Source organism: Streptomyces sp. NPDC001508 (genome assembly GCF_040298665.1).
In the GTDB taxonomy this organism is placed as follows: domain Bacteria; phylum Actinomycetota; class Actinomycetes; order Streptomycetales; family Streptomycetaceae; genus Streptomyces.
Genome location: NZ_JBEPAP010000082.1, coordinates 16331 through 37667 on the forward strand (window position 1 = coordinate 16331; position 21337 = coordinate 37667).

19 protein-coding genes are annotated in these 21337 nt (G+C 71.9%); 14 read left to right on the plus strand and 5 right to left on the minus strand.

The genetic code is table 11. The features are described from left to right. Positions 1 to 1713: an ABC transporter ATP-binding protein gene (locus ABT245_RS41190; RefSeq protein ID WP_351744847.1), complete on the plus strand. Its 1713-nt coding sequence runs from the start codon at positions 1 to 3 to the stop codon at positions 1711 to 1713. Beyond that, positions 1710 to 3470, plus strand: coding sequence for an ABC transporter ATP-binding protein (locus tag ABT245_RS41195; protein WP_351744849.1), 1761 nt, complete (start codon positions 1710 to 1712; stop codon positions 3468 to 3470). The genes ABT245_RS41190 and ABT245_RS41195 overlap by 4 nt, the downstream gene beginning before the upstream one ends. 24 nt (positions 3471 to 3494) lie before the next feature. On the opposite strand, the gene ABT245_RS41200 is transcribed toward ABT245_RS41195, so the two are convergent. Next, positions 3495 to 4058 carry a GNAT family N-acetyltransferase gene (locus ABT245_RS41200; protein ID WP_351744851.1) on the minus strand — a complete coding sequence of 188 codons (564 nt, stop codon included), beginning with the start codon at positions 4056 to 4058 and terminating at the stop codon, positions 3495 to 3497. Next, entirely contained in the window at positions 4058 to 4342 is a 285-nt protein-coding gene (locus tag ABT245_RS41205) for a hypothetical protein (RefSeq protein WP_351744854.1), read from the minus strand. Before ABT245_RS41205 ends, ABT245_RS41200 begins: the two co-directional genes overlap by 1 nt. Positions 4343 to 4567: 225 nt before the next feature. Between ABT245_RS41205 and ABT245_RS41210 the strand changes: the two genes are divergently transcribed. The 7 genes from ABT245_RS41210 to ABT245_RS41240 all read left to right on the plus strand — a co-directional run bounded on the left by ABT245_RS41210 (position 4568) and on the right by ABT245_RS41240 (position 10492). Further along, positions 4568 to 5812: a helix-turn-helix domain-containing protein gene (locus tag ABT245_RS41210; RefSeq protein WP_351744856.1), complete on the plus strand. Its 1245-nt coding sequence runs from the start codon at positions 4568 to 4570 to the stop codon at positions 5810 to 5812. Between the two features lie 133 nt (positions 5813 to 5945). Then, positions 5946 to 6515, plus strand: coding sequence for a hypothetical protein (locus ABT245_RS41215; protein ID WP_351744858.1), 570 nt, complete (start codon positions 5946 to 5948; stop codon positions 6513 to 6515). A gap of 524 nt (positions 6516 to 7039) precedes the next feature. Further along, positions 7040 to 7612, plus strand: coding sequence for a hypothetical protein (locus ABT245_RS41220; RefSeq protein ID WP_351744861.1), 573 nt, complete (start codon positions 7040 to 7042; stop codon positions 7610 to 7612). Between the two features lie 102 nt (positions 7613 to 7714). Continuing rightward, positions 7715 to 8011, plus strand: coding sequence for a putative ATP-grasp-modified RiPP (gene tgmA, locus ABT245_RS41225; protein WP_351744864.1), 297 nt, complete (start codon positions 7715 to 7717; stop codon positions 8009 to 8011). Between the two features lie 3 nt (positions 8012 to 8014). Continuing rightward, positions 8015 to 8980, plus strand: coding sequence for an ATP-grasp ribosomal peptide maturase (tgmB, locus tag ABT245_RS41230; protein ID WP_351744866.1), 966 nt, complete (start codon positions 8015 to 8017; stop codon positions 8978 to 8980). Continuing rightward, positions 8980 to 10113 (plus strand): methyltransferase domain-containing protein, encoded by a 1134-nt coding sequence (locus ABT245_RS41235; protein WP_351744869.1) that lies wholly within the window; start codon positions 8980 to 8982, stop codon positions 10111 to 10113. Before tgmB ends, ABT245_RS41235 begins: the two co-directional genes overlap by 1 nt. A gap of 67 nt (positions 10114 to 10180) precedes the next feature. Further along, positions 10181 to 10492, plus strand: coding sequence for a DUF6087 family protein (locus ABT245_RS41240; protein WP_351744872.1), 312 nt, complete (start codon positions 10181 to 10183; stop codon positions 10490 to 10492). Between the two features lie 188 nt (positions 10493 to 10680). Here the strand turns inward: ABT245_RS41240 and ABT245_RS41245 are convergent, their stop codons facing one another. Together ABT245_RS41245 and ABT245_RS41250 are read right to left on the minus strand one after the other, a co-directional pair. Further along, positions 10681 to 11241 carry a GNAT family N-acetyltransferase gene (locus ABT245_RS41245; protein WP_351744875.1) on the minus strand — a complete coding sequence of 187 codons (561 nt, stop codon included), beginning with the start codon at positions 11239 to 11241 and terminating at the stop codon, positions 10681 to 10683. 10 nt (positions 11242 to 11251) lie between these two features. Then, the gene (locus ABT245_RS41250) at positions 11252 to 12250 is read right to left on the minus strand and encodes a hypothetical protein (RefSeq protein ID WP_351744878.1); all 999 of its coding nucleotides are present in this window, start codon (positions 12248 to 12250) and stop codon (positions 11252 to 11254) included. 586 nt (positions 12251 to 12836) lie between these two features. On the opposite strand from ABT245_RS41250, the gene ABT245_RS41255 reads away from it, so the two are divergent. The 4 genes from ABT245_RS41255 (at position 12837) to ABT245_RS41270 (ending at position 17667) form a co-directional block, all read left to right on the plus strand. Further along, on the plus strand, positions 12837 to 13313 hold the full coding sequence (locus ABT245_RS41255) for an ATP-binding protein (protein ID WP_351744880.1): 477 nt from the start codon (positions 12837 to 12839) through the stop codon (positions 13311 to 13313). Between the two features lie 499 nt (positions 13314 to 13812). Beyond that, complete coding sequence (locus tag ABT245_RS41260) at positions 13813 to 14415, plus strand: hypothetical protein (RefSeq protein WP_351744882.1); 603 nt, start codon at positions 13813 to 13815, stop codon at positions 14413 to 14415. Positions 14416 to 15423: 1008 nt separating this feature from the next. Continuing rightward, positions 15424 to 17079 (plus strand): M4 family metallopeptidase, encoded by a 1656-nt coding sequence (locus ABT245_RS41265; protein ID WP_351744885.1) that lies wholly within the window; start codon positions 15424 to 15426, stop codon positions 17077 to 17079. A gap of 72 nt (positions 17080 to 17151) precedes the next feature. Continuing rightward, positions 17152 to 17667: a DUF1990 domain-containing protein gene (locus ABT245_RS41270; protein ID WP_351744887.1), complete on the plus strand. Its 516-nt coding sequence runs from the start codon at positions 17152 to 17154 to the stop codon at positions 17665 to 17667. Between the two features lie 297 nt (positions 17668 to 17964). Here the strand turns inward: ABT245_RS41270 and ABT245_RS41275 are convergent, their stop codons facing one another. Then, positions 17965 to 20583: a glycosyltransferase family 1 protein gene (locus tag ABT245_RS41275; RefSeq protein ID WP_351744890.1), complete on the minus strand. Its 2619-nt coding sequence runs from the start codon at positions 20581 to 20583 to the stop codon at positions 17965 to 17967. A 440-nt stretch (positions 20584 to 21023) separates the two neighbouring features. Between ABT245_RS41275 and ABT245_RS41280 the strand changes: the two genes are divergently transcribed. After that, a partial coding sequence (locus ABT245_RS41280; RefSeq protein WP_351744893.1) for a maltotransferase domain-containing protein occupies positions 21024 to 21337 on the plus strand: 314 nt, incomplete at its 3' end.

A 21337-nucleotide genomic window follows, 5' to 3' on the forward strand; every position in this document is an offset into this window, starting at 1 on the left:
ATGATCGACGCGTACGAGGATCCCGGGACACCCGACACACGCGGCGGCTGGCGTTATCTGTGGTGGCTGGTGCGGTGCCAGCCGTGCCGGTCGCTGGCCGGGGCGCTGCTGGGCAGCGTCTGGCTGGTGCTGATGGCGGCGGCGCCATATCTGATGGCCCGGGCGGTCGACGACGGGCTGGTGGCGGGTGATCTGGGCGCGCTGACCGCGTGGACCGTGGTGCTGTTCCTGGTCGGGGCGGTCAACTCATGGCTGAGCATCATGCGCCACCGGACGATGACGCGGGTGCGGATGGACGCCAACTTCCGCACGGTCAAGGTGGTCGTCGGGCACGCGGTGCGGCTGGGGGCCGCGCTGCCGCGGCGGGCCGGGGCCGGGGAGATCGTCACGGTCGGCGTCGGCGACGTGCAGACCATCGCCCAGTCGCTGACCGTCGTCGGGCCCGGGGTGGGTTCCGTGGTGGTGTACGTCGTGGTGGCCGGGGTGCTGCTGTCGATCGCACCGCTGCTTGCCGCGGTGGTGCTGCTCGGGATGCCGGTGATCGCGCTGGTCGGGGGTCCGCTGACGGTGCGGTTGCAGATGGCGGAGACCGAGTACCGGGAGCGACAGGGCGTGCTGACCGCGCGCATCGGCGATCTGGCGGGCGGGCTGCGGGTCCTCAACGGGCTCGGCGGCAAGGGGCTGTTCGCGGACGCGTTCCGGGAGGATTCGCGGCGGCTGCGGGAGCAGGGCTACCGGGTGGGCGCGGTGGCCAGCTGGGTGCAGGCGCTCGGGGTGGGCCTGCCGACCCTGTTCCTTGCGGTGGTGACCTGGCTCGCGGCCCGGATGACCGCCGCGGGCGAGCTGACCATCGGCGAGTTGGTGGCGGTGTACGGCTATGTCGCGGTGCTGGTGGGGCCGGTGGCCTTCTTCCTGGAGATGGGCTACCAGCTCAGCCGGGGCGTGGTGGCCGCGCGCCGGGTGGTGGCGCTGCTGCGGCTCGCCCCGGAGCCGGACGAGGGGACCCGGCCCGCCCCGGCGGAGCCGGCCGCGCTGGTCGATCCCCAGTCGGGGGTGCGGGTGCCGCCGGGGCGGCTGACCGCGCTGGTCGCCGCCCGGCCCGCGGACGCCACGGCCGTGGTCGACCGCCTCGGCCGCTTCGCGCCGTCCGCCGCCACCTGGGGCGGGGTGCGGCTCGACGCGATCCCGCTGGCCGAGGTGCGGTCCCGGATCCTGGTCTGCGACAACGAGGCCGACCTGTTCGCGGGGACGCTGCGGAAGGTGGTGGCCGGGCGCCGGGATCGCGACGACGCCGCGCTCAGGCGGGCGGTGCACGCAGCCGCCGCCGACGACATCGTGCAGGGCCTGCCGGACGGGCTCGACTCGGCCGTGTCGGCGCAGGGCCGCAGCCTGTCGGGCGGCCAGCGGCAACGGGTGCGGCTGGTCCGGGCGTTGCTGGCGGACCCGGAGGTGCTGCTCGCGGTCGAGCCGACGTCGGCGCTGGACGCGCACACGGAGGCCACGGTGGCCCGCCGGCTGCGGGCCGCGCGCGCCGGCCGTACGACGGTGCTGACCACGACCTCGCCGCTGGTGCTGGACCGCGCGGACACCGTGCACTACCTGGTGGACGGCAAGGTCGCGGCCACCGGGCGGCACCGCCGGCTGCTCGCGGACGAGCCCGGCTACCGGGCCCTGGTGGCACGTGACGACGCCGCCGAGGAGGTCGTGCGGTGACGCCGGATGCGGGTCATCTGCCCGTCGCCGGGCGGTCCGAGGTACGCCGGGCGACGGTGCGGCTGGTGCGGGCCGACGGGCGGTCCTTCGCCGCCGCGCTGCTGCTGAACGCGCTGGCCGCCGCGGCCGGTCTTGCCGGGCCGTGGCTGGTCGGCCGGATCGTGGACGAGGTGCGGGCCGGGGCCGGGGTCGCGGTGGTGGACCGGCTGGCGCTCGGCATCCTGGTGTGCGCGCTGGTCCAGCTGCTGCTGGCGCGCTGGGCGCGGTACGCGGGCCACCGGTTCGGGGAGCGGACGCTGGCCCGGGTCCGTGAGCAGTTCGTCGACCGGGCGCTCGCGCTGCCCGCGTCGACGGTGGAGCGGGCCGGCACCGGAGACCTCACCGCGCGCGGCACCGCGGATGTGGCCGCGGTCGGCACGACGCTCCGGGACGTGGGCCCCGAGCTGCTGGTCAGCTCGGTGCAGGCGTTGTTCGTGCTGGGCGCCGTGTTCACGCTGGACCCGCTGCTCGGCCTGTTCGGGGTGCTCGGGACGATCCCGATCTGGTGCGCGCTGCGCTGGTATCTGCGCCGGGCCAGGGACGGCTATCTCGCCGAGGGCGCGGCCACCTCACAGGTCGCGGAGATCGTCGCGGCCACCGCGTCCGGGGCCCGCACGGTGGAGGCGTTCCGCCTTGAAGAGCGGCGGATCACGGCGAGCCGGGACGCGTTGGACACCTCCCGGCGGACCCGGCTGTACACGCTGTATCTGCGCACGGTGTTCTTCCCGGCCGTGGAGGTGTCGTACACGATCCCGGTGGCAGGGGTGCTGCTGGTCGGCGGGGTGCTGCACGCGCGCGGGGCGGTGGGTCTCGGCGCGGTGGTGGCGGCGGCGCTGTATCTGCGGCAGCTCACCGAGCCGCTGGACCAGATCCTGATGCGGATCGAGCAACTGCAGAGCAGCAACGCGTCGTTCGCCCGGGTGGAGGGGCTGGCCGGGGCGCCGCGGTCGGTGCCGGACGGCGGCGTCCCGGCCCCGGCGGACGACCGGATCGATGTGTCCGGGGTGCGGTACGCCTACGAGCGGGGCGGGGAGGTGCTGCGCGGGGTCGATCTGACGGTGCGGCCCGGGGAGCGGCTGGCGGTGGTCGGGCCGTCCGGCGCGGGCAAGACCACGCTGAGCCGGCTGCTCGCGGGCGTCGACGCGCCGGGCGCGGGCACGGTGACGGTGGGCGGGGTGCCGGTCGCGGATCTGGAGCCGGAGCGGCTGCGCCGGCAGGTGGTGCTGGTCACCCAGGAGCACCATGTCTTCCTCGGCACGGTCCGGGACAATCTGCGGATCGCCGAACCGGCGGCCGGCGACGAGGAGTTGTGGGCGGCGCTGGCCGCGGTGGGCGCCGACGCCTGGGTGCGCGAGCTGCCGGACGGCCTGGACAACCGGCTGGGTCCTGGCGTTACGGCCACCGACGGGTCCCAGGCCCAGCAGCTCGCGCTGGCCCGGGTGGTGCTGGCCGACCCGCACACCCTGATCCTGGACGAGGCCACGGCCCTGCTGGACCCGGCGACCGCGCGGCACACCGAGCGTGCCCTGGCCGCCGTGCTGGCGGGCCGTACCGTCATCGCGATCGCCCACCGTCTGCACACCGCCCACGACGCGGACCGGGTGGCCGTGATGGAGGAGGGCCGGCTCACCGAACTGGGCACGCACGACGAACTGGTCAAGGCCGGCGGGGCGTACGCGGCACTGTGGCGCACCTGGCACACGGACGGCACACCATGACCGCCCTCCCGGCTGGCGGAGGGGCTACGGCGCCTGAGTGCGTAGCTCGCGGATCATGCAGTCGTAGAACGGCGCCTCCGGCCACGGGTGGGACACTCCGATCTTCCGGTATCCCCAGGCGGCGTAGGCGGACTGCGCGGGAGCGGCCTCGGGTTCCTGGCGCACGGTGAGCGTGACCCGTTCGGCGTCCATGCCTTGGAGGAGGCGGGCGTGCAGTTCGCCGGCGATGCCGCGCCGCCGCCACGGCCCGCGTACCGCGAGTTCGATGACGGCGATCGTGCGCCGGCCGTCCTCGCGCGTGAAGTCGTCCGGAAGGGCCACGTCCTGGAGGTTCTTCCACCAGCGGGTGTCCGGGGCAAGGCAGTAGCCGTAGGTGAAGCCCACGACTTCCGCGCCATCACGGGCCAGGATCAGACGCATGCCGGGGCGCCGGGTGTGCACCTGGTAGTGCTCGATGAACTCGGCGACGTCGCTGGGGCCCTCACAGTACGGCGGTTCCGCGTACACCTCTTCGTACGCCGGGAGGAACGCGTCCAGTTGCCGGGCAGCGGCGTCGGCCTCGTGGCGTTGGTAGGTCACCGTGCTCATCAGGCGGCACCGCCCAGGTCGGCGTTCTCGGTCAGTCGGTCGGCAGCGTCCCGGGCGCCGGCGGCGTCGACGTCACGGAGCAGGCCGGTGACCGCCCTGAGCCGCCGTGTGACCCGGCCGGACTCCACTTCTTCCAGGTGGGCGACCCGGTCGCGGGCGCGCGGCTCGAACGACAGGTGCTCCGTTGCCTCGGGGCTGCCGTAAACGGCGAGCACCATGTCCACTTCCTCGATGGTGAGTTCGCGGAGGCCGAGGCGGGTGCTGGAACGAGCGACCGGGTGCATGGCGCGGACTCTACCGCCGGGGCAGTGCGGGCCGGCTCGCCGGGAAGGCCTCGATCTCCGCGCGGAGGTCCCGGGCGACGAACGCCGTGCGCGTGGGACCAGCCGTCAGCGCATGCCGGACCCGCAGCGCGCAGACGACGATCCCGTTGTTGCGGCGCCCCGGGCGGCTCGGGGGCGCGGTTCGGAGTAGCGTTTTGAGTGCCTAGGCCAGAACGGAGCACCCGTATGCCCCTCAGCAGTGACGAGCACATCGGTACCCGCGTTCGTATCGCCCGTAATGCCGCCGGGTTGACTCAAGTTGAGCTGGCGGACTTCCTCGACCGCTCGACCGATTGGGTCGCCGGCGTCGAGAACGGGCGTCTAGCACTCGACCGATTCAGCGTCATCACCGCGATCGCCGAGCGGTGTGACGTCGACGTGGTCTGGCTCCTCGGCCAGCCCTACCGCCTCCGGCGCAACGGCGGATCCCTCGCGCACGCCCACATTCCGGCTCTGCGCACCGGCCTGCGCCGGAGCGGGCTCATCCTCTCGGGGCACCCGGGCCTGAGCCCCACCGGGGCGCCGGTCGACCTGGCCACGTTGAGCCGCCGGTCACAGCAGGCCAACTCCGCGCGCCAGGCGGCGAACCTGCCGAAGGTGGCCGCCCTTCTCCCGTCCCTGGTCGAGGACTTGAACACCGCGCTCCTCGTCATCGGCGGCTCTGGCCGGGAGGACGCCCTCCGGCTCCTGGTGGACGCGGCCCGCACGGCGCGCATGTGCCTCAACCAGCTCGGCTACCCGGACTTGGCGTGGTCCGCGGCGGAGGTCGCGGCCGGCTCGGCGACGCAGCTCGGCGACCCGGTCACGAAAGCGGCTGTCGCCTGGGACCGGTGCGGGGCGCTGCTCCATCAGGCCACGCTCAGAGAGGCGGTCGCCGTCGCTGACGCAGCGCTCCGGGACCTGGAGCCGTACGCGAGCGCCCGGGGCGCCGACGAGCGGGCCGTGTCCCTGCGGGGCGCGCTGCACCTGCGGGCGGCGATCGGCCACGCCCGCGGCGGCCGGGCCGGGGACGCGTGGGCGCGCATTGACGCCGCCCTGGAGGACGCCGACCGGCTCGGTGACGGCTGGTACGACCTGGAGGCTCAAACGGTGTTCGGGCGGGGCACGGTGGCCGTCCACGCGGCTGAGGCCGGAGTCGAGGTCGACCAGCCTGAGACGGGGCTCAAGCGGGTACCGAGGGCGAACGTCGACGCCGTCCCGAGCAAGGAGCGCAAGACACATTTCGCGATCGACAAGGCTCGCGCACTGCACCGGATGGGGCGCAGCGCCTCCGCGGTCGTGAAGTTGCGCGAGGCCGCCGGGCAGGCGCCTTACTACGTCTACGCCGACCCGATGGCCCGCGCCCTGGTCTCCGACCTCGCCCGGGTCGGAGTGCCCTCGCAGGCATCCGCCCTGTCCGGGCTCATCCGGAACATGGAACTCGTCAGCTAACCCGAACGGGCGCACAGGGGCGCTCAGTTGTACCGGAGCGCCCCTGAAGAATTCTCAGGGTCGGCCCCTTGGCGGCGCGCAAACCTGGAGTGGTCACTGCTCGTACCGATGTGATCACCTGGGGGTATCGGCAATGGAGCCGATCAATACCCGAAACGCGGCCGCAGCGGCGAGGGCGTACCTCGCGCTGGAGTGGCCCCTTGCGCTCGGCCACCGGTACCGGCCCGAGCAGGGCTGTACGTGCGGCCGGACCGACTGCCCGATCCCTGGCGCACACCCTGGCCCGGGCGCCGGCGGTCTGGACGAGACATCCCTGACGGCCGCGCTGGAGTCCGCACCCGGCGCCGGACTCATTGCCCACACCCAGCGGTTCGACGCCGTCCTTGTCCCCCGGCAGGTCGGCATGGCCGCCATGGTCCTGCTCGACCGCGGCACTCCGGTCCCGTGCCTGATCGCGCATCCTGACACCTATGTCCTGCTGGTCCTCCCGGCGACCGGGCGCTACGCCGTGGTGGACGAGGCGGTCGAGGTCCGTACCGGCCGAGAGGGCTGGATCGCCCTCCCGCCGAGCCGGGGCGTGCGGTGGGACAACCCTCCGTGGATCGAGGGCACTACCGAACCGCGAAAACTGATCAACGGCGACCAGATCCGCCACACTCTCGCCGACTGCTTCGCCGTCGTCCGGACGGGGTCACTGCGGTGACCTTCCGGCTCCTCATGCCGCCGGTCGAGGAGGCCGCCGCTGCATGGCTGCTCACCTGCGCGATATGGGGGGAGGGGCTCCTGGAGCCCTACCTCGCTTCAGTCGCGGCGGCTCGGGAGGAGAGGCGGTGATGCGTATGAGGCCGGACAGTCCGAAGGGCCAGTTCTTCTACGCGCTGGTCCTTGCCGTGCTCATGGGCGCCCTCGTGGCCGGTATCGGCCGCTGACCCCATGACCGGCTCCGGTCGCCCGCGCCCCAGGGAGCGACCGGAGCCCCCCACAGCGCCCGCCGGCTTCCCGCTCCCGACTCTCCCCCGCGGGGGCCGGCGGGCCCGGCCCGGCACACCCGGCCCTGTGATGCCCTGCGGTGTGCCGGGCCGCCACCCTCGTCCCGACAAAGGAAGGTTCTCCATCGTGTTGCCTCCGGCCCCGCCAAGTGTCGTCCCGTACATCGCCGGTTGGAGTGAGGAAAGGCTCCTGCCGTGTCCGGTCACGCGCCGCCGCGTGGCCCCGGGAGTCGCGTACGTGGACGAGACGCCGTACGACCGGGACAGCTTCGGCGTGCTCTGGGCCCGCTACGCCCTGCGGCCGAAGCAGCGCCGGGGCAGCCCACAGCTGCGGAACGTCCACCCCTACCGGCAGCGCCGGGCGATGCTGAACATGATGTGCCAGGTCTGCTCCCGCATGCCGCCCGACCCGCACGGCCCGCACCTGTTCCTCCTGCGGGACAGCGTCGGCCCGATCCGCGAAGGGGAACGGACGACGAGTCCGCCGGTGTGCGTGCCCTGCGCCGGGATCTCCATCCAGCTCTGCCACGCCCTGCGCGGTGGGCGGTTCGTGGCGGCATGGGCCAAGCGCGTACCCGCGTGGGGTGTTGTCGGCCCCCTCCACCACCCACAGACACTCCAGCCCATCCCGGGATGCCACATGGAACACGTCAAGTACGGCTCGCAGTGGGCCCCCTGGGTCCGGGCCGCCCGCACCATGGTGGAACTGCGCGGAGTGACACCGGCAGACCTGGACCGGGAGTTCGCGGCCCTCGGCCGCGACCGACTGGAGGAGGAGTTTGCCCGAGTCGCGGAGCTGATGACCGTGTGAAGACTCCGCGAACACCCGACTGGGGCGGGTCGCCTCGTTGTTCCAGCCACCCCGGCCTGGTCCCCGTAATCAACTGACCGAATGACCGAAGGAGAGAGCCCCTTGACCACCACCATGGACCGGGCGCGGGAAGCGTTTCCGCTCGCCGGCGGCAGGCTGCCACTCAGCACGGAGACGCCGTCCGGGCCGGACACGCGCCCCTGGGTCCTGCGGTTCGCCCGAACCCCGGACGCGACCGGAGCCGTCACCATCCCGGCCGCCGTCTACGATCCCGCCCGCCAGGTCAATGTGTCCTATGACGGGGGCCTGTTGACATGCATGGCCAACACCCACACCCCGACCGTGCCGGACGGTTCGATGACGAACCCACCGCCGCTGGACGAGGGGCCGAAGGACTAACCCATGTCACTGCCTGTCCTGATGATCACGGCCAACGACGACTGGCCCACTGATCGCGTTGTGACCGAGCTGACCGGCCGGGGCATCGAGGTGTTCCGCATGGACACCGCGGATTTCCCTCAGCGGCTTGCGCTGACGGGCCGGATCGACCGGGGGCACGGGTGGGCGGGCGAACTGGCCACCGCTCACCGAACGGTGGACCTGTCCCGGGTCGGCGCGGTGTACTACCGCGCCCCCGGGGCGTTCCAGTTCCCCGACGGCATGACCGGGCCCGAGGAGCGGTTCGCCGCGGCCCAGGCCCGCGCCGGCCTCGGCGGGGTCCTGGGCGCACTGGGCTGCCGGTGGATCAACCATCCAACGTTCATGGCCCGTGCCGAGTACAAGCCGGTCCAACTCGACGCCGCCCGCGCCTGCGGGCTGCGCATCCCGCCCACGCTGATCACGAACCAGCCGGATGCGGTACAGGAGTTCGCAGCCGCCGTCCCCGGCCCGCTGATCTGCAAGCCCGTGGCGTCCCCCGTGCTGATCGAAGACAGCCGACTCAAAACCGTCTACACCCGCCGCCTCACCCCGGAGGATCTCACCGACCTGCGCGGCATCGAGACCACCGCCCACCTCTTCCAGGCATGGATCGACAAGAGCCATGAAGTCCGACTGACGGTCGTCGGCTCCCGTATGTTCGCCACCGAGGTACACGCCGGCAGCGACGCCGCCCGCGAGGACTGGCGATCCGACTACGGTTCCCTCACCTACACCACCACGACGGTTCCCGCCGACGTGGGCGCCGGAATGCTCCTCCTGATGGACCAGCTCCATCTCGCCTACGGGGCCGCTGACTTCGTCGTTGACCCCTCGGGACGGTGGTGGTTCCTTGAGGTGAATCCCTGCGGGCAATGGGACTGGATCCAGGGCGCGACCGGGCAGCCGATCGCCGCGGCGATCGCCGACGAACTGCAAGGAGTCACCTGATGGACTGGAAACAGCGCGCCGCCGCGCTCGCCCGCACGGCGGCGCATCCAGGCACCCCGTGGTACGGGCCAGTCATGGCCACGCCCCGGCATCTGTGCGTGCCCCGCTGGTTCACCGCCGGCCCGGAGGGCTGGACGCCCGCCGACGGCCCCGCAGACGAGTCGGCGTGGGCGAGTGCCGCGTACGCGGACCGGACCCTCGTCACTCAGGTCGGCCCGGTGCACGCCGATCACGCCATGGACGGCGAGACAGTGATCGGACTGCCCACCTCGTCCAGCACCCTGCCGAGTCTCGTGGTCAGCATGCTCACACACGGACGGCTGAGCGAGGGCCAGGCGTTGTTGGACGTCGCCACCGGCTCGGGCTACAGCGCCGCCCTGGCATCCGCTCGGCTCGGGGACGACTTCGTGACCACCGTGGACATCGACCCCTACCTGACCGAGGCCGCCGCCCAACGGCTCGACACCATCGGCCACCACCCGAAACTGCTCACCCAGGATGCCACCGGGCATCTTCCCGGCGAGTACGACCGGATCGTGTCCATGGTGTCCGTGCCCCGCGTCCCCGCCCCGTGGCTGCGCGCGCTGCGGCCAGGTGGACGCCTGGTGACCACTCTCGCCAGAACCGGGCTGATCCTGACCGCCGACAAGACGAGAGACGGCGGCGCCGCCGGCCGGATCGAGTGGGACCGGGCCGCGTTCATGGAGACCCGCACGGGCGCCGACTACCCGCCCCTGCTCGACGAACTGTTCAAGCAGGCCCGCGACCAGGACGGCGACGTGGTCACCGGCTCCCCGTTCCCGGTGCTCAACGTCACGCAGGCGTGGGAGGTGTGGTCGATGCTCTCCCTCACCGCACCCGGCATCGAGCACCGTACCGGCACCGACGACGACGGCAACCCGGTGGCGTGGATGCTGCACCCGGACGGCTCCTGGGCTCGCGCCGAGACGAAACCCGCCAGCCGTGCCGCGATCGTCCACCAGGGCGGCCCCCGCCGCCTGTACGACATGCTCGACGCCATCCGGTGGCGGTGGCTCGAACACGGCGAACTCCCCGTGTACGGGGCCCGGGTGACCATCGCACCGGACGGTGCAACCACCCTGGCCCGCGGTGGCTGGACGGTCACTCTCTGACCAGCCGGGGGTAACGGCGGCAGGCCGGGCCCGGGCAGACTGGCGGGTCGAGGAGAGAGGGAAGCCCGTGGATGAGGAGCCGTTGGAGGAGTGGGCCGCGCGTAGGGACGCCCGCAGACCGAAGCCCGGTGACCGCAAGGCCGTCCCCCTCGGCGACGGCCCGGAACGCGGCGGGCACGTCCAGCCGGACGCCCCGCGCGGGATGGTGGAGTGGGACGGCCACCAGTGGGCCCCGAGCGGTGTGGCCGACGACCACGCCACGGCTGCGCAGGAAACCGACCAGCAGAACGAGGCGGAGCGCGTACCCCTCCCACACTTCAGCCGCCTGCCCGCCGCCCCGGAGCCATGGCGGCCCACCGAGGTGTTCCACCGGCCCTGACCCCCGAGTTGTCGGGCCGGTACTCCTCCGGGCGGAGTTGTTCGTACGCGGGGAGGACCGCGTCCAGTTGTCGGGCGGCGGCGTCCGCCTCGTGGCGTTAGTAGGTCACCGTGCTCATCAGGCGGCACCCCTCAGGTCGGCGTACTCGGCCAGGCGGTCAGCGGCGTCCCGGGCGCCGGCGGCGTCGCTCAGGGCGTTTGCGCGCGGGTGGCCCACTCGTCCGCGAGCATGGCGTGTACGACGGAGTCGCGCCACTGTCCGGCTTTGAGGATGTGACCGCGGATGGTGCCCTCCTCGACCATGCCCGCGGCCGCCATCGTCTTCGCTGAGGCTTCGTTGAGCGGGGAACGGGCGCCCCAGATGCGGTGCAGTTCGAGTGTTTCGAACCCGAGACCGAGGAGGAGGCGAACGGTTTCGAGACCGTAGCCGACGCCCCAGGCATCCGGGCGCAGCGCGAAGCCGAAGGTGGCTGCGCGCTGCTGGTGGGGGTCCATGGCGATCCGGCCGAACCCGATCACCTCGTCTGTGTCCCGTTTGACGACGGCGAGCGCGTACTCGCTGCGCGGGTCCGCCGTCGCGGCGGCGATGGACCGGGTCACGATCTGGGCGACCTGGTCGCGGGTGCGCGGCTCGAACGACAGATGCTCCGTTGCCTCGGGGCTGCCGTAAATGGCGAGCACCATGTCCACGTCCTCGATGGTGAGTTCGCGGAGGGCGAGGCGAGTGCTGGAACGAGCGACCGGGTGCATGGCGCGGACTCTACCTCCGGGGCAGTGCTGGTCGGCTCGCCGGGAAGGCCTCGATCTCCGCGCGGAGGTCTCGGGCGACGACCGCCGTCCGCGCGGGACTGGCCATCAGCGCCCGCCGGACCCGCAGCGCGGAGACGACGATCCCGTTGTTGCGGTGCGAGGACGGCAGGTTCAACACCGGACGGATCGCATCCGCGGTCCCTTCGATGTCGCCGCCGAGGAGACGGATCAGGGCGAGGTCGCACTGTGAGCCCGCGAGATCGCCGAAGGCCCAGTTCGGGGAGCTGGGGTCGCTGAAGCCCAGCACGGCCTGTTCCGCCTGCGCCGCGAGCTGGGCGTCACCGTGGCCAAGGAGCGCTTCCGACTCGACCGCGTAGTAGAGCTGCTTCTCCGGCGCGTACGTGAACAGTCCGCCGAGCTGGTCGAGGTCGTCGTGGACGACACGCTCGCGCCGATCCGCAGCGGCCTGGTTCACAGTGCGCACGGTCTCCTCGTCGCCGAGGACCGCGGCGGCGCGGGCCTGAAGGCCGAGCAGCCACAGGCCGACGGTGCCGCGGAGGTTCGCCGCGGTCTCGGCTCCCTGGCTCGCATAGTGGACGGCGTCCTCGGGTTTGTCCGCCCAGTACGCGATCAGCGACTTGAGTCCGTCGGTGAGGGCGATGAGTCCGGCGTGTTCCGCGTCCCTGGCGCACGAGGCGGCGACCCGGGTCATGGTCATGGCTTGATGCGGCACCTCCATGTCGTTGAAGCCCTTGGCGACGAGGAACGACAGCAAGGCGCCCTTGACATACAGGTCGCGCAGTTGGGAGGGGCGCACCCGGCCTCCTTCGAGGAGGCGGAACACCTGCTCCTGGGTCTCAAGAAGGTCGGGCCAGATCATTGACAGGGGTTCGCGAGGGTACGCGGTGACCAAGCGCATCACTTCGTCATCGAGCAGGCCGAGTGTGTCTTCGCCCACCGTCTCGCGGTCTTTCCCAAGGAGGAAGTCCTTCGCGCGCTGCACAGCCATCGCGCCCGTCCTTTTCATCTCGGTCAGGTCTACGCCGACGTCGGCATGGTGTGGTGTCGGTGACGCGCCGGCGAGCGGAACGAAGTTCGGGGTGCTCCCCTCGGGCACCTCGGTCCACAGGTCGTCAATGCTGTACCCCAGCATTTCGACGATGACTGGGCGGAAAGCCCGCTGTGGCTTCCTGCCTTCGTAGAACCATCCCTCCACCGTCTTTGACGCCGGGTCAGCGTTCTCCAGGCCGAGCCTTGCGGCGGCCTGTCTGTAGAGCGGAAGGACGTCCTCGGGTGTTCGTATGCCGCGCGCCTCAAGGATGTGCCGGAAGAACAACAAGGCCCCTGCCTCCCATCCCGTTCGCTAGCACGTCACTGCCATGACGGTAGAACGCCGTCCCCGTCAAGTTGCCCCTTGCAGACGGTACTTACTGGCTCCGAGGGAAGTCCGGGGAAGTTTTGAGGGATGCGGTCAACTTCGTGTCAGAACCCGGGGGCGGTCTGGGGGTAGAGCCGTCTGCGCGCGATTGCAACGCTCGTAGCAACCCTCGCTGAGAGTGCATGACCGAGCACAATCGTGAACCAGGGAGCCCCACATGCCCCCCAGAGTTGCCGGATCAATCAGCCTGCTGGAGGCAGCCCCACCCGAGAAGGCGATAGGGGCTGCTCTGCCGGCCTTCGGCATAGCAATCCGCTCCGAGCCATCGAGTGTGCAAGCCGTCCGGCGCGTCACGCGGGCGTGGGTCCGCTCCCAGTGCCAGGTGCCCGACGACAACGTCGATGCCATCCTGATGGTGATCTCAGAGCTGTGCGCCAAAGCGGTACAGCACGGACGATGCCCGTCGATCGACGTGCGGGGCTGGATGCCGGCCCCGGATGAGGTCCGCTTCGAGGTGTACGACTGGTCGCCCGCCCCCGTCCCTCAGCTGCACCACGTCGACCACGAGGCGGAAAGCGGTCGCGGCTTGCTCCTCGTGGACCTGCTGATCACGGAGCTTGGAGGTTCGTGGGGTTTCAGCGACGACGGCACCTGTGCCTGGTGTCACCTCAGCCTTCTCAGGGAGGACAGGTGATGGCCTCAGTCCGGCGCTGGACTCGCTCTGTGACGCCATGGACCCCGCCGCTGGACAGCGCAACTCTCACGAGGGTGCTGGACCGGTTCCGTACGTGGCAGACGCACGGCGGCGGCAGCGTCTGCGTGCTCGCCTGATCGCATGCAGCCGGACAGTCCGAAGGGCCAGTTCTTCTACGCGCTGGTCCTTGCCGCCCTCATAGGTGCCCTCGTGGCCGGTATCGGCCGCTGAACCCAATGACCGGCTCCGGTCGCTCGCGCCCCAGGGGGCGACCGGAGCCCCCAGGCGCCCGTCGGCTTCCCGCTCCCGAATCTCCCCGCGGGGGCCGACGGGCCCGGTCCGGCACACCGGCCTCGTGATGCCGTGCGGTGTGCCGGGCCGCCACCCTCGACAAGGAAGGTTCTCGATCGTGTTGCCTCCGGCACCGCCAGGTGTTGTCCCGTACATCGCCGGATGGAGTGAGGAAAGGCTCCTGTCGTGTCCGATCACCCGCCGCCGCGTGGCCCCGGGGATCGCGTACGCGGATGAAACGCCGTACGACCGGGACAGCTTCGGCGTGCTCTGGGCCCGGTACGCCCTGCGGTCGAAGCAGCGCCGGGGCAGTCCACAGCTGCGGAACGTCCACCCCTACCGGCAGCGCCGGGCCATGCTGAACATGATGTGCCAGGTGTGCTCCCGCATGCCGCCGGATCCCCACGGCCCGCACCTGTTTCTCCTGCGGGACAGTGTCGGCCCGATCCGCGAAGGGGAGCGGACGACGAGTCCGCCGGTGTGTGTGCCCTGCGCCGGGATCGCCATCCAGCTCTGCCACGCCCTGCGCGGTGGGCGGTTCGTGGCGGCATGGGCCAGGCGGGTACCCGCGTGGGGTGTTGTCGGCCCCCTCCACCACCCACAGACACTCCAGCCCATCCCGGGGGCGCACATGGAACAGGTGAAATACGGCTCGCAGTGGGCGCCTTGGGTCCGTGCCGCCCGCACGATGGTGGAACTGCGCGAGGTCACACCGGCAGACCTCGACCAGGAATTCGCGGCCCTCGGCCGCGACCGCCTGGAGAAGGAGTTCACCCGCATCGCGGAGCTGACGGCGGTCACCTGCCCCTGAGGCACCCGCCTCGGGCCGGTCGCGGCACCATGACCCGCTGGTCGCGGCGTCATGCCCCCCCGTGCCGCGGGACCCGCACCCCTCCCGTGGGGTCCCCGGCCCGAGGTGAGTCCGCCACAGCAAGCCCCCACCGTTGGTCAGATGGCCGTGACCCGGTGGAACAGGCTGTCGCGCCCGCGTGGTGCGGCGGGGAGCGTTTTCCCTCGTCCATGTGGCGCACCGCTGCCGCACCGGACCGAGGTGAGGGACCGCACGGACGGCAGAACCGAGAAGGCCAGGGCCGCCCTGCTCGCCGCGAAGGTCGGCGCGCTGCGCCTGGCGAAGGTCGCCCAACCCCCCGAGTGGGAACGGGGTCATGCCGGGGTCCGGTTCTGGCCTCGGGGAACGGTTCGTATACCGAACATGAACCTCCGGTCAACGAACCGATTCCGGCCAAATTGTTGACGCAGCCCTGACAGGCGACGCGATCTCCTGCCACTCTTCCCACGACCGACTCACCGCATTCCACGGCGCCGCTTCCGGCGACCGAGCCGGCCCCGCACCTGGTTCCGCGTCACACCCCGTTCTGCTCCAGGGGCCCGACCCGGCCTCCGGACCACCTGGCCGCACACGGCCGCGGCCACGCGGAAGGAGTCAGCGTTGAGAAGCAGTTCACCGCCCGGACGTGCCTCACCGGAATCGGCCGTCGAAGCCCGGCAGTCGTAGGCCGGGGCCTCTGTCCGCGCGGCGCCGGCAGACCGGGCGGCCGGAGGCCGACATCCGCGTGGACCGCACGCGACCGCGGCGGGAACGGCACGCCACCCCCGGGACGGATCCCGGGGGCGATCCGGCTGCACCTGTCCCCACCGCTTCCCGGACAACCGGTTTCAGCCAACCGCACTTCAAGGGCATGACATGTACACGCTCTTGATGCCACTCTTCCTTCACCCGCCGCCGCACAGCAAGTTCGCCACTCCCTCCGGCCAGTGCCCCCGCGCTGCCCGGACTCCCCCACACGAAGGAGCTTGAGTGAGCCCCCTCTCCGTGCGTCACAAGCGCGCCGCCCTGGCCATCGCCACCGCTGTCGCAGCCGGCGCCCTGCTCGCCACCGGCCTGACCACGAGCGCCTCCGCGCAGACCCCGGCCCGGGCCGCCGCCGCGAAGCCGCTCGCCGCCGCCCCGGCCACCCTGTCGGCCGCGGCCCGCGGCGAACTGATCCAGCGGGCACAGGCCGACGCCACCGGCACCGCCCGCACCATAGGTCTCGGCGCCAAGGAGAAGCTGGTCGTCAAGGACGTCGTGAAGGACGTCGACGGCAGCGTCCACACCCGCTACGAGCGCACCTACGCGGGCCTGCCGGTGCTCGGCGGCGATCTGATCGTGCACTCCTCCGAGTCCGGCCGGACCGAGGGCGTCACCAAGGCCACGAAGCACACCATCGAGGTGGCCTCGCTCACGCCGCGCATCACCGCGGCCAAGGCCGAGAAGCAGGCGCTGACCGCCGCCGAGGCGGCCGGCTCGGCCAGGACCGAGGCCGACGGCGCGCGCAAGGTGATCTGGGCCGGCTCCGGCGCGCCCGTGCTCGCCTACGAGACGGTCGTCGGCGGCCTCCAGGACGACGGCACCCCGAACGAGCTGCACGTCATCACCGACGCGGCCACCGGCGAGAAGCTCTACGAGTACCAGGGCATCGAGACCGGCACCGGCAAGACCCTCTACTCCGGCACGGTCACGCTGGGCAGCACGCTGTCGGGGTCGACGTACCAGCTGTACGACACCACGCGCGGCGGCCACAAGACGTACAACCTGGCCCGCGGCACCTCCGGCACCGGCACCCTGTTCACCGACGCCGACGACGTCTGGGGCACCGGCGCCGCCTCCAGCTCCTCCGCGGACCAGACGGCCGCCGCCGACGCCGCCTACGGGGCCCAGACCACCTGGGACTTCTACAAGAACACCTTCGGGCGCAACGGCATCAAGAACAACGGCCAGGCCGCCTACTCGCGCGTCCACTACGGCAACGCCTACGTCAACGCCTTCTGGTCCGACAGCTGCTTCTGCATGACCTACGGCGACGGCTCCGGCAACACCCACCCGCTGACCTCGCTCGACGTGGCCGGCCACGAGATGAGCCACGGTGTCACCTCCAACACCGCGGGCCTCAACTACTCCGGCGAGTCCGGCGGTCTGAACGAGGCCACCTCCGACATCTTCGGCACCGGCGTCGAGTTCTACGCCGGCAACGCCTCCGACGTCGGCGACTACCTCATCGGCGAGAAGATCGACATCAACGGTGACGGCACCCCGCTGCGCTATATGGACAAGCCCAGCAAGGACGGCGCCTCCGCCGACAACTGGTCCTCCGGCGTGGGCGGCGAGGACGTGCACTACTCGTCCGGTGTCGCCAACCACTTCTTCTACCTGCTGTCGGAGGGCAGCGGCGCGAAGACGATCAACGGGGTGTCCTACAACTCCCCGACGTACAACGGCTCCACGGTCACCGGTATCGGCCGGGACAAGGCGCTGCAGATCTGGTACAAGGCGCTGACCACGTACATGACGTCCACGACCAACTACAAGGCCGCCCGTACGGCGACCCTGAACGCGGCGACCGACCTGTACGGCTCCGGCAGCGCCGAGTACAACGCCGTTGCCGCCGCATGGACGGCGGTCAACGTCACCTGATCCGCGGAAAGAACCGACAGGGCGGCCCCCGGAAGGAAGGCATTCCGCGGGGCCGCCCTACCCTTGGGTGTCATGTCTTCGGCAGACTTCACCTATGAGCCGGTCGGCGCGACCCGCGAGGACCTGACCGCCTGCCCGCCCGGCTTCCACGCCCTGCATGTACGCACGCGCATCGGCGAGGGCGAACAGGTGTTCCGCCGGGCCGCCGAGATGGTCCTCACCTGGGAGATGCACCGGGCGCTGGGCGTGGGCATCGACGCCGGCGCCGACCGCGCGGCCCCCGGTGTCGACGTCACGGTCACCCTGGCCGGCCTGGTCAGGGCCCCCTGCCGCGTGGTGTGGACGGTGACGGAGCCCCGCCGGGCCGGCTGGGCGTACGGCACCCTGAAGGGCCATCCGGAATGCGGCGAGGAGGCGTTCGTGGTCGACCGCACCGGCGACGGCACGGTCTGGCTGACCGTCGCGGCCTTCAGCCGCCCCCGCGCCTGGTACGCCCGAGCAGGCGGCCCGGCAACCAGGGCCCTCCAACACGCCTACGCCCGCCGCTGCGGAACAGTACTGAGAACCCTCACCGACACCCCCACCTGACTACCCCCCAAAAAAGCGGCCCCGGAAACCGCACAACCAGCCACACCCCCCACCCAACCACGCAGCTCAGCCACCCATAGGGGCGCGGGGAACGGCGCGACCAGCCACACTCCTCCCGCAGACAACCACCCACCCAAACCCACCCCACCAGGGGCGCGGGGAACTGCGCGACCAGCCACACTCCTCCCGCACCCAAACACGCACCCCAGCCACCCCCCAAGGGGCGCGGGGAACTGCGCGACCGGCCACAAGACACCCGCAGCCGAACAACGAGCGGTCCCACCCCGCCCCGCCCATTCAGCGCAACAACACTCCGGCCCCCGCGAAAACATCCTCCGCCGGCACCGCCACCAGCCCCAACTCCGCCCCGGAGGCCAGCAGCCGATGCGCGGGCAGCACCCGCACCGTATAGCCGTAGGGCCCGGTACGGTCCAGGGCCAGCGGCCCCTCGTACACCCACCGTCCCCCCAGATCCGCACCGCCCGCGGCCTTCAGCGGCACCACCGTCGCGTCGGAGATGCGGTCCTCCGGGTCGACCCGGCCGGAGACGGCCTGCACCTCGACGTCGTCCGGCCCGAGGCCGCCGAGTCCGACGACCACCCTGAGGCCGAGGGTGGCCCCCAGCTCCGCAATGGCGGTCGAAGCCGTCGTCTCCACGTGGTCGACGCTGACGCCGTGCCAGGCCGCCCGCACCCGGGCCTTCCAGGCGGCGAGTTCGCGGGCCGCGTCCGCGGTCAGCGCGCGATGCGCGTGGGCGGCGGGCGCGTAGAGCCGCTCGACGTACTCGCGGACCATGCGGCCGGCCGGCACCTTCGGCCCGAGGAGGGTCAGGGTCTGGCGGACCATCTCGATCCAGCGGTCGGGCAGTCCGCCGCGGCCCCGCTCGTAGAAGCGCGGGGTCACCCGCTGTTCCAGCAGGTCGTAGAGGGCGGCGGCCTCGATGTCGTCGCGCCGCTCGGGGTCCGTGCCCGCCCCGTCCGCGGTGGGCACGGCCCAGCCGAAGTCCGGCTGGAACCATTCGTCCCACCAGCCGTCCAGCACCGACAGATTGAGGCAGCCGTTGAGGGCCGCCTTCATCCCGGAGGTGCCGCAGGCCTCCAGCGGGCGCAGCGGGTTGTTCAGCCAGATGTCGCAGCCCGGGTAGAGCTTCTGCGCCATCGCCATGCCGTAGTCCGGCAGGAACACGATGCGGTGCCGTACGCGCGGGTCGTCGGCGAACCGGACCAGTTCCTGCACCAGCCGCTTGCCGCCGTCGTCCGCGGGGTGTGCCTTGCCCGCGACCACGATCTGGACGGGCCGCTCGGGGTGCAGCAGGAGATCCATCAGCCGGTCCGGGTCGCGCAGCATCAGGGTGAGGCGCTTGTACGACGGGACCCGCCGCGCGAAGCCGATGGTGAGCACATCGGGGTCCAAGGCGCCGTCGATCCAGCCGAGTTCGGCGGTGCCGGCGCCGCGCTGCCGCCAGGAGGCGCGCAGCCGCTCCCGTACCTCCGCCACCAACTGCTCGCGCAGTTCCCGGCGCAGTTCCCAGAGGTCCTGGTCCGGTACGCCCGCGAACCGGTCCCAGCGCTCCGCGCCGTCGTCGGCGGGCGGGTCCTCGGCGCGCTGCGCCCCGACGTCCCGGGCACCGAGCCGCAGCACCTGCGGGGCGACCCAGGTGGGGGCGTGCACCCCGTTGGTGACGGAGGTGATCGGCACCTCGTCGGGGTCGAATCCCGGCCACAGCCCGGAGAACATCTCACGGCTGACCCTGCCGTGCAGCAGGGAGACGCCGTTGGCGCGCTGGGCCAGCCGCAGGCCCATCACGGCCATGTTGAACAGGTTCGGCTCGCCGCCCGGGTACGTCTCCGTCCCCAGGTGCAGGATCCGCTCGACGTCGATGCCGGGGAGTTCGGCGTCGGGACCGAAGTGACGGGCGACCAGTTCCCGGTCGAAGCGGTCGATGCCCGCCGGGACCGGGGTGTGGGTGGTGAACACGGTCCCGGCCCGCACGGCCTCCAGCGCCGCGTCGAAGTCCTGTCCGCCCGCGCACAGTTCGGCGATCCGCTCCAGGCCGAGGAAGCCCGCGTGCCCCTCGTTGGTGTGGAAGACCTCGGGTCCGGGGTGGCCGGTCAGCCGGCCGTATGCGCGCACCGCCCGTACTCCTCCTATTCCGAGGAGCATCTCCTGGAGCAGCCGGTGCTCGCTGCCGCCGCCGTACAGCCGGTCGGTGACGCCGCGTTCACCGGGGTCGTTCTCCTCGATGTCCGAGTCGAGCAGCAGCAGCGGCACCCGGCCCACCTGTGCGAGCCAGACACGGGCGCGCAGCCGTCGGCCGCCGGGCAGCGCGAGCGAGACCTGGGCCGGGCTGCCGTCCTGCTCCTTGAGCAGCGTCAGCGGCAGTTCGTTGGGGTCGAGGACGGGATAGTGCTCCTGCTGCCAGCCGTCCCGTGACAGGGTCTGCCGGAAGTAGCCGTGCCGGTAGAGCAGTCCGACCCCGATCAGGGGTACGCCCAGGTCGCTGGCCGCCTTCAGATGGTCGCCGGCGAGGATGCCGAGGCCGCCGGAGTACTGGGGCAGGGCGGCGGTGATGCCGAACTCGGGTGAGAAGTAGGCGATGGCCAAGGGCAGTCCGGCGGGCTGTGCCTGGTACCAGCGGCCCCTGCTGACGTAGTCGTCGAGGTCGTCGGCGACGGCGGTGAGCCGGCGCAGGAAGCGTCGGTCCTCGGCCAGCTCGGCCAGGCGCGCGGGGCGCACGCTGCCCAGCAGCCGTACCGGGTCGCCGCCCGAGGAGGCCCAGCGGCCGGGGTCGACGCACTGGAACAGGTCGCGTGTTTCCGCGTGCCAGGACCAGCGCAGGTTGCGCGCCAGATCGCTCAGCGGGCTCAGGGGCTCGGGGAGAACGGGACGGACGGTGAACCGACGGATCGCCTTCACATTCCACCTCGGCGCGGTTGCTCTGGGAGGCGCACGGCGACGTGCGTCTCGTCGTCTGTGACGACGGTACCGGTGTCGGGCCGGGCCCCGCCGGGTCATCGCCGGGCGAGATACGGACGGATCCCGGACGGGACGGAACCGGCCATTTCCGCGCCGGGTTCGTACGGTGTGCGGCCGGGCCCGCCGGGCGGGCTGCCGCAGGTACCGGCGCGCCGGTGCCGGCGGAACCGGTCCCACCGGGCGGAACCGGCCCCACCGGGCGAGGCCGGTCTTGTGCGCGGACATACGCGCGAGTAGTTAACGAAGTCCCGGATTGCTCACCCGAATAGGGTGGGAAGGCTCCTCCGTACGTCCCTCAGGCGCATCACGGCCACCCCGCAGGACCCACCTCCCCACAGCCATCCGCCCACACATCCACGTTGACGCGGACAGGAGCGGTCATGCCCGCCAGGCACCCCTCGTCACCACCCCCGACAAGCAGCAGGAGCGGCACGACGGCCGGGCCGCCGGAGCGGACGGCCGACGCCGTGGCGCCGGCGGGCCGCGGTGAGGCCGGGCCGCCCTGCCGGGAGCGGTCCCCGGTGAGCGGGGACACCGCCGTCGGCCGTATCCCGGTCCTCGATGTCCGCCCGGTGGTCCTCGGCGGACGCCGGCCCGCCAAGGCGGTCGTCGGGGAGACGTTCGAGGTGTCCGCGACCGTGTTCCGCGAGGGGCATGACGCGGTGGCCGCGAATGTGGTGCTGTGCGATCCCGA

What these genes read in the sequence shown, in the direction of transcription:
- ABT245_RS41250 (WP_351744878.1), bottom strand. Translation starts at nt 12,250, where the DNA reads ATGGCTGTGCAGCGCGCGAAGGACTTCCTCCTTGGGAAAGACCGCGAG.
- ABT245_RS41205 (WP_351744854.1), bottom strand. Translation starts at nt 4,342, where the DNA reads ATGCACCCGGTCGCTCGTTCCAGCACCCGCCTCGGCCTCCGCGAACTC.
- ABT245_RS41215 (WP_351744858.1), top strand. Translation starts at nt 5,946, where the DNA reads ATGGAGCCGATCAATACCCGAAACGCGGCCGCAGCGGCGAGGGCGTAC.
- tgmB (WP_351744866.1), top strand. Translation starts at nt 8,015, where the DNA reads ATGTCACTGCCTGTCCTGATGATCACGGCCAACGACGACTGGCCCACT.
- ABT245_RS41200 (WP_351744851.1), bottom strand. Translation starts at nt 4,058, where the DNA reads ATGAGCACGGTGACCTACCAACGCCACGAGGCCGACGCCGCTGCCCGG.
- ABT245_RS41270 (WP_351744887.1), top strand. Translation starts at nt 17,152, where the DNA reads ATGTCTTCGGCAGACTTCACCTATGAGCCGGTCGGCGCGACCCGCGAG.
- ABT245_RS41190 (WP_351744847.1), top strand. Translation starts at nt 1, where the DNA reads ATGATCGACGCGTACGAGGATCCCGGGACACCCGACACACGCGGCGGC.
- ABT245_RS41210 (WP_351744856.1), top strand. Translation starts at nt 4,568, where the DNA reads ATGCCCCTCAGCAGTGACGAGCACATCGGTACCCGCGTTCGTATCGCC.
- ABT245_RS41245 (WP_351744875.1), bottom strand. Translation starts at nt 11,241, where the DNA reads ATGCACCCGGTCGCTCGTTCCAGCACTCGCCTCGCCCTCCGCGAACTC.
- ABT245_RS41255 (WP_351744880.1), top strand. Translation starts at nt 12,837, where the DNA reads ATGCCCCCCAGAGTTGCCGGATCAATCAGCCTGCTGGAGGCAGCCCCA.
- ABT245_RS41235 (WP_351744869.1), top strand. Translation starts at nt 8,980, where the DNA reads ATGGACTGGAAACAGCGCGCCGCCGCGCTCGCCCGCACGGCGGCGCAT.